This window comes from Streptomyces sp. NPDC088747 (genome assembly GCF_044751025.1).
Lineage (GTDB): Bacteria > Actinomycetota > Actinomycetes > Streptomycetales > Streptomycetaceae > Streptomyces.
Genome location: NZ_JBIVKZ010000016.1, coordinates 162,483 through 173,838, shown reverse-complemented (window position 1 = coordinate 173,838; position 11,356 = coordinate 162,483). Strand labels below are relative to the sequence as shown.

Annotated in this window: 11 protein-coding genes; 7 read left to right on the top strand and 4 right to left on the bottom strand. The window is 70.1% G+C overall.

What is annotated here, in order from left to right; translation table 11 throughout:
• The first annotated feature begins 12 nt into the window (after window positions 1–12).
• Complete coding sequence (locus ACIP79_RS31915; RefSeq protein ID WP_401228746.1) at window positions 13–504, top strand: nucleotidyltransferase domain-containing protein; 492 nt, start codon at window positions 13–15, stop codon at window positions 502–504.
• A 180-nt stretch (window positions 505–684) separates the two neighbouring features.
• On the opposite strand, the gene ACIP79_RS31910 is transcribed toward ACIP79_RS31915, so the two are convergent.
• The 4 genes from ACIP79_RS31910 to ACIP79_RS31895 all read right to left on the bottom strand — a co-directional run bounded on the left by ACIP79_RS31910 (window position 685) and on the right by ACIP79_RS31895 (window position 5,618).
• A complete protein-coding gene (locus tag ACIP79_RS31910) occupies window positions 685–2,145 on the bottom strand; it encodes a GH1 family beta-glucosidase (protein WP_401228744.1) in 1,461 nt (486 codons plus the stop codon).
• A 91-nt stretch (window positions 2,146–2,236) separates the two neighbouring features.
• Complete coding sequence (locus tag ACIP79_RS31905; RefSeq protein WP_387179314.1) at window positions 2,237–3,178, bottom strand: carbohydrate ABC transporter permease; 942 nt, start codon at window positions 3,176–3,178, stop codon at window positions 2,237–2,239.
• 13 nt (window positions 3,179–3,191) lie between these two features.
• A complete protein-coding gene (locus tag ACIP79_RS31900) occupies window positions 3,192–4,187 on the bottom strand; it encodes a carbohydrate ABC transporter permease (RefSeq protein ID WP_401228742.1) in 996 nt (331 codons plus the stop codon).
• 117 nt (window positions 4,188–4,304) lie between these two features.
• Window positions 4,305–5,618: an ABC transporter substrate-binding protein gene (locus ACIP79_RS31895; protein WP_401228740.1), complete on the bottom strand. Its 1,314-nt coding sequence runs from the start codon at window positions 5,616–5,618 to the stop codon at window positions 4,305–4,307.
• A 285-nt stretch (window positions 5,619–5,903) separates the two neighbouring features.
• On the opposite strand from ACIP79_RS31895, the gene ACIP79_RS31890 reads away from it, so the two are divergent.
• The 6 genes from ACIP79_RS31890 (at window position 5,904) to ACIP79_RS31865 (ending at window position 11,253) form a co-directional block, all read left to right on the top strand.
• Window positions 5,904–6,920: a LacI family DNA-binding transcriptional regulator gene (locus tag ACIP79_RS31890; protein ID WP_401228738.1), complete on the top strand. Its 1,017-nt coding sequence runs from the start codon at window positions 5,904–5,906 to the stop codon at window positions 6,918–6,920.
• 170 nt (window positions 6,921–7,090) lie between these two features.
• The gene (locus tag ACIP79_RS31885; RefSeq protein ID WP_401228736.1) at window positions 7,091–7,648 is read left to right on the top strand and encodes an RNA polymerase sigma factor; all 558 of its coding nucleotides are present in this window, start codon (window positions 7,091–7,093) and stop codon (window positions 7,646–7,648) included.
• Window positions 7,645–8,463, top strand: coding sequence for a zf-HC2 domain-containing protein (locus tag ACIP79_RS31880; RefSeq protein WP_401228734.1), 819 nt, complete (start codon window positions 7,645–7,647; stop codon window positions 8,461–8,463). Before ACIP79_RS31885 ends, ACIP79_RS31880 begins: the two co-directional genes overlap by 4 nt.
• The gene (locus ACIP79_RS31875) at window positions 8,460–9,293 is read left to right on the top strand and encodes an ABC transporter ATP-binding protein (RefSeq protein ID WP_401228732.1); all 834 of its coding nucleotides are present in this window, start codon (window positions 8,460–8,462) and stop codon (window positions 9,291–9,293) included. The genes ACIP79_RS31880 and ACIP79_RS31875 overlap by 4 nt, the downstream gene beginning before the upstream one ends.
• Complete coding sequence (locus ACIP79_RS31870) at window positions 9,290–10,687, top strand: hypothetical protein (protein ID WP_401228730.1); 1,398 nt, start codon at window positions 9,290–9,292, stop codon at window positions 10,685–10,687. The genes ACIP79_RS31875 and ACIP79_RS31870 overlap by 4 nt, the downstream gene beginning before the upstream one ends.
• Complete coding sequence (locus tag ACIP79_RS31865) at window positions 10,684–11,253, top strand: hypothetical protein (RefSeq protein ID WP_401228728.1); 570 nt, start codon at window positions 10,684–10,686, stop codon at window positions 11,251–11,253. Before ACIP79_RS31870 ends, ACIP79_RS31865 begins: the two co-directional genes overlap by 4 nt.
• Window positions 11,254–11,356 lie beyond the last annotated feature (103 nt).

Below are 11,356 nucleotides of genomic sequence, written 5' to 3'. Positions count from 1 at the left end.
TGGGTTGGCTCGATGAACATCGCTGATCTCTTCGACCTGCTGGACATCCTGGAGTCCGCCGACGCTTCGTACTGGGTCGCCGGCGGGTGGGGAGTCGACGTTCTGGTGGGGCGTCAGACACGTCAACACCGTGACGTGGACCTCGCGTTGGACGCCACGAGCGAGACCGCGACGGTCGACGCGCTGGAAGCGTTCGGATACCGGGTGGAGACGGACCAGCGTCCTACGCGGGTGGAACTCGCGGCTCCCGGACGGCGCTGGGTGGATCTGCATCCGGTCGTCTTCGACGCCGAGGGAGTCGGGCGGCAGGCCGACCTCGACGGCGGCTGCTTCCTGTATCCCGAGGGGGCCTTCACCGTCGGTACGCTCCAGGGCCGGACCGTCCCGTGCCTGTCGGTCTCCAAGCAACTCGACTTCCGCAGCGGATACACGCTCAGGGACGTCGACCATCACGACATCGCGCTTCTGGAAAGCCTGAACGTCCACCAAGGCGGCGACCACTGACGACGGCGGTCCCGAAGGCCGCACCTCGCGAGAACTGGCCGGAAAGCACACAGGACCCCAGCGAAAAAGGGCCCAGAGCGCGCCACGGCTTCTCCAGCCGCCGGCACGCCCTGGGCCCCTGTGAGTGCGACCGGCGTTCAAGCCACCGGTGCCCGGCCCTGCTCCGGCATCACACGGAAGTCATCGGCTCTCGCCGTCCCGGTCCGTCAGCGTGCCCGTGCGGGCCACGTCGGCGTACCAGCGTGCACTGGCCTTGGGGATGCGCTTCCCGGTCGGGTAGTCGACGTAGACGGCACCGAAGCGCTTGCTGTACCCGTAGCCCCACTCGAAGTTGTCCAGCAGGGACCACAGGAAGTAGCCGCGTACGTCGACGCCCGCGGCGATCGCCCGCTGCACGGCCGACAGGTGGCCGTGCAGATAGGCGATGCGGTCGGGGTCGGCCACCTCGCCGTCCGGGTTGACGTAGTCGTCGAACGCGGCGCCGTTCTCGGTGATCATCAGCGGCGTCGCGGGGAAGTCCGCCTTGAGCCGCAGCAGCAGGTCGTACAGCCCGCTGGGATCGACCGCCCATCCCATCGCGGTGGTGCTGCCCGCCGGACGGTGGAAGGCGACCTGGTCGGCACCCGGCCAGGGACTGTGATCGCTCATCCCGTGACCGTCGGAACCGTGGCCCGCCTCGCCGGTGGCCGCGGAGACCAGGGTGGGCGTGTAGTAGTTGACGCCCAGGAAGTCCAGCGGCTGGTTGATCGTGGCGACGTCGCCGTCCCGTACGAACGACCAGTCGGTCAGACCCGCCGTGTCCTCAAGGAGATCCCGCGGGTACGCGCCCTCCAGCAGCGGGCCGGTGAACACACGGTTGGCCAGCGCGTCGATCCGGCGGGCCGCGTCCAGGTCCTCGGCGGCCTCGGTCAGCGCCCGGACGTGGTGGATGTTGAGCGTGATGGACGTCCGCGCGCGCGAGGGCAGTTCGGCGCGCAGCGCCTGAACGGCCTTGCCGTGCGCGAGGTTTAGGTGGTGCGCCGCGCGCAGGGCCGCCACCGGATCGGTGCGGCCGGGAGCGTGGACACCTGATCCGTAGCCGAGAAAGGCACTGCACCAGGGCTCGTTGAGGGTGGTCCAGGTCGTCACCCGGTCCCCGAGCGCACGGGCCGCCAGCGTTGCGTAGTCGGCGAACCGGTCGGTGGTGACGCGTTCCGGCCAGCCGCCCGCGTCCTCCAGTTCCTGCGGCAGGTCCCAGTGGTAGAGCGTGACGACCGGTTCGATGCCCTTCTCCAACAGCGCGTCGGTCAGGGCGCGGTAGAAGTCGAGTCCCTTCTCCACGGCGGGGCCCCGGCCGGTCGGCTGCACCCGCGACCACGACAGGGAGAACCGGTAGGCGCTCACACCGAGGTCGGCCATGATCGCGACGTCCTCGCGCCAGCGGTGGTAGTGGTCGGTGGCCACGTCACCGGTGTCGCCGTTGCGCACCCTGCCGGGCGTGTGCGAGTAGGTGTCCCAGATGGAAGGGGTGCGTCCGTCGACGGAGGCGGCACCCTCGATCTGGTACGCGGCGGTCGCCGTGCCCCAGGTGAATCCCTGGGGGAATCGGATGGCGTCGGCGTTTCCCGGGGCGGGCGCGACACGTCGGGTAACGGTGGTCACGGGAGTCCTTCCAGATGAACTGCGGGGCGGGAGAGGGAAAGTGGAGTGGCGGACATCGGCGGACCGCGACAGTGAGGGGGCGGCGGAGCGCTCACCCCTTGACCGCGCCCTGCATGATTCCGCCGACGATCTGACGGCCGAAGACGATGAACATGGCGAGCAGGGGCAGCGTCCCCAGCAGGGCGCCCGCCATGATCAGCGACTGGTCGCGCACATATCCCGCGCTCAGCTGGGTGAGCGCGACAGGCACCGTCGGATTGGACATGTCGAGCACGATGAACGGCCAGAAGAAGTCGTTCCAGGCGTGCACGAAGGTGATCATGAACAGAACGGCCATGGGCGGCCGGGCGATCGGCAGCACGATGCTCCAGAAGATGCGCAGGGAGTGCGCACCGTCCACCCGTCCGGCCTCGACGAGTTCGTCGGGCAGGGCCTCGCTGAGGTACTGCCGCATGAAGAACACGCCGACGGCGCTGACGAGCGTGGGGAAGATGACGGCGGGCAGCCGCTGGCCCCAGCCCAGCTCCGTCATCATCATGAACAGGGGTACGACGCCGAGCTGGGGCGGCACCAGCATCGTGCCGATCACGAGCATGAGCAGGATGTTGCGGCCCTTGAAGCGGAGTTTCGCGAAGGCGAATCCGGCGAGGGTGGCGAACAGCACCGTCGACAGGGCGATCACACCGGCCACGATCAGGCTGTTGAGCATGGCCTTGCCGAGCGCGGCGTCCTGCCATGCCTTGCCGAGGTTCTCCAGCAGATGGGGTCCTGGCAGGAACGGCGGAGGCGTCTGGGTGACGCGGGTGTTGTCGGTCGAGGCCGCCACCATCGTCCAGTAGAGGGGGAAGAGCGAGAACAGGGCCGCTATTCCCAGGAGGATGTAGGCGACGGGGCCCGCGTGGTGCTGGCGTCCGGCACCCGGGTGCCGGAACAGTTGCCGGCTCCGGCCGCCCGAGGGGGTGTCCTTCCGTGCCTTTCGCGGGGTCCCGGCGCGTGCGTCCGGCGTCTGGACCGGGATGCTGTCTGTGGTCATGGAGATCTCCCGGTCAGGCCTTCCGCGCGAGGAAGCGCGTGACGAGTCGTTGGACGACGAACAGGACGATGAGCAGCAGGAACATCGCCCAGGCGACCGTGGCGGCCCGGCCCATCTGGTAGTTCTTCCAGCCCTCCTCGTACAGCAGCAGTCCCAGCGTCTGGTACTGGTTGTCCGCTCCCCCGGTGATGCCGTTCGGGCCCTGGCCGAAGATCAGGGGCTCGCCGAAGAGCTGGGTGGCGCCGATCGTGGACAGGACGATGGTGAACACGATGGTCGAGCGGATGCCGGGGACGGTGACCTTCAGGAACTGCTGCCACCGCGAGGCGCCGTCGATGGCCGCGGCTTCGTAGCGGTCGCGCGGGATCGCCTGCATCGCCGCGAGGTAGAGCAGGGCGTTGTAGCCGGTCCAGCGCCAGATGACGATCGTGGAGATGGCCGTCTGCGCGGCCCATTTGTTGTTCTCGAAGTCGATGTTGTCGATGCCGACCAGGCTCAGCATCCAGTTGATCATGCCGAAGTCGCGTTCGAAGAGCATCGTGAACACGAGGGCGGCGGCGCCCACCGACGTGGCGTACGGGGTGAGGGCGGCGACGCGGAAGAACGTCGAGCCGCGCAGCCGGTAGTTGAGCAGGTGCGCCAGCCCGAGCGCCATCAACAGCTGCGGCACGGTGGACAGGACACCGATGGTGAAGGTGTTGAGCAGCGCGTTCCAGAAGCGGTCGTCTTCCCACAGGGCCGTGTAGTTGTCGAAGCCGACCCACTCCATGAGGTTCAGGGTCGACAGTTCGACGCGGTGCAGCGAGATCCACGAGGTGTAGAGGAGCGGGTAGAAGCTGAAGGCGGCGAAGACGACGAAGAAGGGGGCGATGAAGGCGTACGGGGCGCCGCGCACGTCGAGACGGTGCAGCAGCGTACTGCGGCGCTGACGCTCCGCGGCGGTGCCGGGCCCGTCCGACGGGGCGGTGCCGGGCGCACCGGGTGGGGGTGTCGAGGTGGAGATGGCCACCGGAAGGCGTCCTTCCTGGAGGGTGAGCTGAGGGCGGGCCGGGGGCCCGGTGGCCCGCACGGGCCGTGCGGGCCGCCGGGCGGCTGCGGAGGTGGGCGACGGACCGGTTCTACGAGGTCAGCCGGCGGCCTTCTCGATGCGCTTGTCCGTGGTCTCCCAGGCGTCGTTCGGGCTCTTGTTCTGCGCCTCGATCAAGGTCAGCCCCTGCGAGAAGATGTCCTTGATGGTGCCGTCCTTGCGGCCGAGCACCTGCTCGTCGGGGATCTCCTTGGCCGCGGCTCCGAAGATCGCGCCGATGGGCGCACCGCTGAAGTAGTCCGACTTCGCGCCGACCACTTCGGGCATCTCCAACGCGGCCTGCGACGACGGGAAGTTGCCGATCTCCTTGAACAGGTAGGCCTGCTGCTCGGGGGCGGTGAGCCAGGCGACGAGGTCCTGCGCCTCCTTCTTGACGGGGCTCTTCTCCATCACTCCGAGGAACGAGCCGCCCCAGTTGGCGCCCTTGGGCGCCTTGGCGACGTCCCACTTCCCCTTGTTCGCCGGTCCCGCCTTCTCGCTGATGTGCGCGAGCATCCACGCCGGGCAGACCGTGGTGGCGAAGGTGCTGTTGGCGAGGCCGGGGTCCCAACCGGGCTGGAACTGGCGGAGCTTGGCGGTCAGATCGGACGTGGCCGCCTCAGAGGCCAGCTTCCACGCGTCCTTCACGACCGGGTTGGTCGCGTAGATCAGCTCGCCCTTCTTGTCGTAGAACTGCTGGGAGTCGCCGTAGATCATGGCGTTGAACAGCCCGCTGGAGCTGTCCATGAAGGCGAGCTTGTCGTCCTTGGAGTTCTGCTTGAACTCCTTGCCCACGTCTACGTACTTCGACCAGTCGCCTTCCCACAGCGCGGCGACCTCATCGCGTTCGGTGGGAAGGCCGGCCTGCTCGAACATGTCCTTGCGGTAGCAGACCGCCATCGGGCCGATGTCGGTCCCCAGGCCAATGACCTTCTTGTCCGCGGTGGTGACCTGGCTCTGCTTCCACGGCAGGAAGTGGTCCGTTCCCGCCGCTCCGGCCAGATCCACGAACTTGTCCTTCTGGGTGTCGGACAGTTCCTTGGCCCGGCCGATCTCTATGCCCTGAATGTCCTTCAGCCCGCTGCCGGCGGCCAGGTGGGTCTGCAGGGCCGTGTAGTACGTCTGCTCGTCGCCCGCGACGTCCGCCTTGATGACGACGTCCGGGTGCTCCTTCATGTACTTGTCGAGCAGGCCGGTCTCCTTGAAGCCCATGACGCCGAACAGCCCCATGGTGATGGTGACCTTGCCGTCCTTCTTCCCGCCACCGGTCCCCCCGCTGCCACTTCCTCCGCAGCCCACGACCAGACCGAGAGCCGACAACGCCGACACGGCGGCCACGGCTCGTGTACACAACTTCCTTCGGGCCTTGCCCATTCAGTCCTCCTAGCGGCGGCGCTGACGCACCGGAGTACGAGCCCCGTGGTCCGCTCCACGGGCCCGATTTGTCCTGGTGGGTACGTTCCCAAACGACGATGGGAACGTGCCCACTCGGAGTGCCCGAAGCGTGGCCGCCACCAAAGGCTCCTGTCAAGAAGTTGAATCGACTTCGTTGCGGGGAGATGTCGTACTCCCGCGCCCGGACCCTTCGGGCGCTCATCGCGGGTCTGGCACAATGCGCTGGTGGAAGCCGCGCGGGCGCCGCGCGAGCGAGGAGGCGACATGGGGGGCAGGCAACGCCCGACCATCAAAACCGTGGCCGCGCGTGCCGGTGTCGGACGTACCACGGTTTCACGAGTCATCAACGGCTCGGAGCTCGTCAGCGACAAGGCGAAGGCCGCCGTGCTCGCCGCCATCGCCGAGCTGAACTACGTTCCGAACTCGGTGGCCCGGGGGCTCGTGACGAGCCGCACGAACTCCGTGGCCCTGGTGATTCCCGAGTCGGAGAGCAGGCTGGGCTCCGAGCCCTACTTCTCGGCGGTCATCCGCGGCGTCAGCACCGCTCTCGCCAGGACCCGGACACAGCTCCAACTGGTCCTCGTACGCGACCAGGCCGAGCGGGACCAGCTCACCGAGTCGGTGGCGGAGCGGCGTGTCGACGGAGTGCTGCTGGTCTCGGTGCACGAGCACGACCCGCTGCCCGGACTCCTTGAGGACATGGGGCTGCCCACGGTGCTCGCCGGGCGCCGCTCCCCCGACGAGTCGCTCAGCCATGTGCACTCCGACAACGCCGGCGGCGCCGCGACAGCCGTCGACCACCTGCTCGCACGGGGACGGCGGACCATCGCCACGATCAGCGGACCCCTCGACATGGACGTGGCACGCAGCCGGCTCCAGGGGTGGCGCGAGGCCCTGGAGAAGGCGGGCCACCGGGCCACCGACGAGCTCGTGGTGTCGGCGGACTTCACCGAGGAGGGCGGTGAAGCCGCGATGCGTACACTCCTTGAACAACTCCCCGCGCTCGACGCCGTGTTCGTCGCCTCGGACGTCATGGCGGTGGGCGCGCTCGCGGAGTTGCGCAGACAGGGGCGCACCGTCCCCGATGACGTGGCCGTGGTCGGATTCGACGACTCCATCATCGCCCGGCACAGCAACCCGCCCCTCACCAGCGTGCGTCAGCCCGTCGAAGAGATCGGCCAGACGATCGCCCGCATCCTCCTCGAAGAGATCAGCCGGCCCGAGGAACCGCGCCAGCACGTCGTCCTCCGCACCGAACTCGTGGTGCGCGAATCCTCGTAGATCCGTCGGCCGCAGCCTCACGAGCCTGTGTCCGTTGATCAGGCGCCGGTCGCCCCGGGCCTGACGGTCCTTCAGGTGACGCTTGATCAAACAGGGCTCATGAGCGCCCACATGTGGCGGGGATCACGTCAGGGGGAAAACCCGCAGCCCGACTCCGGCGTCTAGCGGGTGTGAGATCAGCAAGGGCACCGCTGCACGAGCTCGACGAGGAGCGTCTCGTCCGCCTGGTGGCAAAGGGCGATCGTGCCGCGTTCGAGGAGTTGTACCGGCGTACGTCGCCGTGGCTGGCGGTTCGGTTGCGCCGGCGCTGTGTCGACGAGCAGATCGTCGCGGAGGTCATGCAGGAGACCTACCTGGCGGTGTGGCGCGCGGCGGGTGCGTTCGCCGGGGCCGGCGTCGGAGGTACGGCCACCGGCTGGCTGTGGACGATCGCGGCTCGACGTCTGGTCGACGCGTTCCGGCGCAGGGCCCACCACGCGGAGCCGCCGGCCGCCGCTGTGCCCGGCGCGGCGCCCGCCGCCGAGGAGGAGGTGCTCGCGGCGGCCATAGGCGGTGATGTCGGGGACGCGCTGCGGCGACTCGCACCGGAACTCAGACAGGTACTGCAGGCCATGGTGCTCGACGGGTTGTCCGTCCGGGAGACCGCGGTCCTGCTCGGGCTGCCCGAGGGCACGGTCAAGACCCGTGCACGCCGGGCCCGGATCGCGATGCGGGAGGCACTGACGTGAGGGTGGAACACGCCTCGAAGCGGATCATCGACGGTTACGCGCGCGGCGACACGGACATCGCCGCCGACGAGGTGTGGGCCCTGGAAGCCCACCTGGAGGCCTGCCGGGTGTGCCGTGACCGGCTGTCGGCCGCGGTCGACGTCGGGGTGCCCGCCGTGGCGGCGCTGGTCGACACCGTGTGGTCCGGACTCGAACCCCAACTGGCCCTCGTCGCCAGGATGCCGGGCGGACGGCGATGGCCGGCGCGGCTGTCGCGGTGGATGACGCCCACGATGGTGCCGTGGCTGGCCATGGTCGTGGGCGTGACGCTGCTCGCGCTGCTCCTCGACCTGGCCGGCACCGGAACCGGAAACGTGTCCCTGGTGCTGCTGCTCGCCCCGGTCCTGCCCGTACTCGGCGTCGCGGCTTCCTGGTCGCGAGGTCTGGACCCGGCGTACGAACTGACGGCCTCCGCGCCCAGGGCCGGTCTCCATCTGGTGCTGCGGCGCACCGCGTCCGTACTCGGCGTGGTTGTCCCCGCGCTGCTGGTGGGCGGCTGGGCGTCGGGCGTGATGGTGGCTCAGTGGCTGCTGCCCTGCCTGGCCTTCACCTCGGCGACGTTGGCACTCGGCGGTGTCCTCGGCGTGACCCGCGCCGCCGTCGTGCTGGCGCTCGTGTGGGCCGCGGTGGTCGTGGCGCCGACCCTCGCCACCAGCCGTACCGCCCTCGCACTCCAGTCGGACGCTCTGCCCCTGTGGGGAGTGGTCCTCGCGCTCGGGATCGGCGTCGTCTCCGCCCGACGAGGCGCGTACGCCGTACTGGGAGCCCATCGATGAACGCCGGAAAGGAACACCACATGACGTCCGCGGTGAGCGCTGCCGACATAGCGCCGACGGCCTACGCCTGGGAGATCCGGGCGACCGGGCTGAAGGTCAGGGTCGGCAGGAAACGAATGGCCGTCGACGGCCTCGACCTGTCGCTCGGCACCGGCGTGCACGGCCTCCTCGGTCCCAACGGGGCGGGCAAGACCACCCTCATCCGGACGCTGGCCACCGTGCTGCGTCCCACCGCAGGCACCCTGGAACTGCTCGGCGAATCCGCGGGCGGCATGGGCGGACACCGTGCGCTGCGCCGCCGGATCGGCTACCTGCCGCAGGAGTTCGGCTACTACAAGCGCTTCACGGTGCGCGAGTTCGTCGAGTACATGGCCTGGCTGAAGGAGGTGCCCGAGGCGGATATCCCCGCGGCGGTGCAACGCGCCGTGGAGCGCGTGGGTCTGGCGGACCGGGCCGACGAGAGGATGAAAGCCCTGTCGGGCGGCATGGTGCGGAGGGTCGGCATCGCCCAGGCCATCGTCAACGACCCCGCGATCCTGCTGCTTGACGAGCCGACGGCGGGACTGGATCCGGCGCAACGGCTGCGATTCCGCCAGCTGTTGCAGGAGTTGGGTACGGACACCTGCGTGGTCGTCTCGACCCACCTGGTGGAGGACGTCGCGGCCGCCTGCTCCGACGTGGTGCTCTTCGCCGAGGGCCGGTTGGTCTTCCAGGGCACCCCGGACGAGCTCGCCGCGGCGGGCGGCCCCGGTCACGTGGGCGACAGCCCGCTGGAACGCGGTTACTCCGCGCTGCTGGTCGGCCCCGAGCGGACCGGAGGTTCCTGGTGAGCCTCCGTGTCCTGCGCATCGAGCTGCGGCGTTCCGTCGCCCCGTGGGCCGGTGTCGTGGTCCTGGCGAGCGCGCTGGCGTTCCTGTACCTGGTCGACGCCGCGTGGTGGAGGGGCAGCACGGCGTGGACGGCTCAGTGGACGACTCTGGCGCTGTGGACCCGCGGCCTGTTGTTCTACCTGTGGCCGATCGCCGTGGGGCTCGGCGCGCTGCAAGGGCTGCGCGACCACCGCTCCAGGATGGCCGAGCTGCTGACGAGCACGCCGCGGCCGGCGCGCCACCGCGCTGCCACGCTGGCGGGCGCCACGGCGATCACGCTGGCCTCGGCCTTCTCACTCCTCGTCCTGATGGGCGCGGTCCAGGTGGTCGCCAACGCCGGTTACACGCACCTCGGTTGGCTGCCGATCTCGCTGGTGGGGGCGCTCTCCCTGGTCGCGGGTGCGGTGCTGGGCATGGGGGCCGGGCGAGCCCTGCCGTCCGTACTCACCCCTCCGGCACTGGCCATGGGCGCCTTCGTGTTCACGGTTCTCATGCACACCTCGCTCGGCCGGACGGAGACGGCCACGACGACGGGCGTCACGACCACGGAGCCGAACCAGGTCTCCCTGCTGTCACCGGCCGTGGAAGAGGTCCGCGATGTGCTCGTCACCCTCTCCGCCGCCGTGCACGTAGGGCAGACGGTCTGGCTGCTCGGCATGGCCGCGACCGGCTTCGCCCTGCTGGTCGCCGCGACCCCGCGCACCCGTCTGATCGCCCTGACACCCGTCCTGGCGGGCGCGGCGCTCGCCCTGCTCGTCCTTCCCTCCGACCCGCGCCGGATGTACGTCGTGGACGAGGCGGCCGCGGAGCTGGTGTGCGACGGCCCGGTGTGCGTGACCAGGACGCATCAGGCGCGGCTCGCCGGCCTCGCGGGTCCCGGCAAGGAGGCGCTGCGCCTGCTGCACGGCGCGCTCGGCGGACAGGCCCCGGTCTCGATCCGCGAGAACACCGCCGTGCTGCCGGACGGCAGCATGCCCCAGTGGTCCCGCGAGGCCGTGCTCTTCGACTTCGACGACGAGATCATCGCCGCCGCGGAGGGCGAGGAGCTGACCGTGGCCCTGATCGCCCAGGGCATGGTGCCGGGCTGCTTCCCCGTCGGGTGGAGCGGCACGGGCAGGGACGAGTTCGCGCGCACCGTCGCGGTCGGCTGGGTCCTCGGGGACCTCAGGCCGCTCCCCGGCACGTACCCCGCGGGTCTGCGCCGCGAGGCCGACGCCGAGACCCGCCCGGTGTGGACGGAGCTCAAGGCTCTGCCCCGGTCCGAGCAGCTCTCGCGGATCAACGCGACGCGCGCCGCCGCGCTGTCCTGCGAGGGCGACGCGTTCGACGTGCTGTCGGGCGGTGCGCCCCGATGAGATGGCTGACGCTGTACGCGCGCTCCCGTCAGGTGCCTGTGTCCCTCGCCGCGGTGTTGGTCAGCGCGGTGGCCGTGTGGGCTCTGGTCCGCGGCGAGGGGCCTGGTGATCCGCGGTTGCCGGTACTCGTCCTCGCCATGGGGGCGATGGCGGCCTCGGTCGGGCTCGGCGGGCAGGATCTCGCGCTGGACCGGACGGCGGCGATCCGCTGGGCGCCCCGCCGGGCGGCACACGTACTGCTCGCCGGCGCGGTCGTCGGCGGGGTGCTGCTGGCGGTGCAGAACACGGGCGAGGACATGGCCACCACCGAGTTCGTCGTACGGGACAGCGCGGGCCTGATGGGACTGGCGGCCCTGGGCGCGGCCATCTCGGGCGCGCAGTACGCCTGGACGGTGCCGTTCGCCTGGCTCTCGTACACGTTCTTCGCGCCGCCTCCGACGAGTATGCCGACGCAGGTGGCGACCTGGATGCTGCTGCCCCCCGGTACGGCGGCCGGCACCTGGACGGCCCTCGCCCTCACGGTCACCGGCATCGCGGTCTACGCCGTGGCGGGTCCGAGACGGTGACCGGCGGACCGACGGAGTCCCAGCGGAGGGCGGCCGGCCCGCGCTGCGGGAGGCTGCTCCAACCAGGTGGGGTCCGGGTGATCGGGGTGGTCCACGGGCCCAC

What these genes read in the sequence shown, in the direction of transcription:
- ACIP79_RS31915 (WP_401228746.1), top strand. Translation starts at nt 13, where the DNA reads ATGAACATCGCTGATCTCTTCGACCTGCTGGACATCCTGGAGTCCGCC.
- ACIP79_RS31905 (WP_387179314.1), bottom strand. Translation starts at nt 3,178, where the DNA reads ATGACCACAGACAGCATCCCGGTCCAGACGCCGGACGCACGCGCCGGG.
- ACIP79_RS31895 (WP_401228740.1), bottom strand. Translation starts at nt 5,618, where the DNA reads ATGGGCAAGGCCCGAAGGAAGTTGTGTACACGAGCCGTGGCCGCCGTG.
- ACIP79_RS31890 (WP_401228738.1), top strand. Translation starts at nt 5,904, where the DNA reads ATGGGGGGCAGGCAACGCCCGACCATCAAAACCGTGGCCGCGCGTGCC.
- ACIP79_RS31875 (WP_401228732.1), top strand. Translation starts at nt 8,460, where the DNA reads ATGAACGCCGGAAAGGAACACCACATGACGTCCGCGGTGAGCGCTGCC.
- ACIP79_RS31865 (WP_401228728.1), top strand. Translation starts at nt 10,684, where the DNA reads ATGAGATGGCTGACGCTGTACGCGCGCTCCCGTCAGGTGCCTGTGTCC.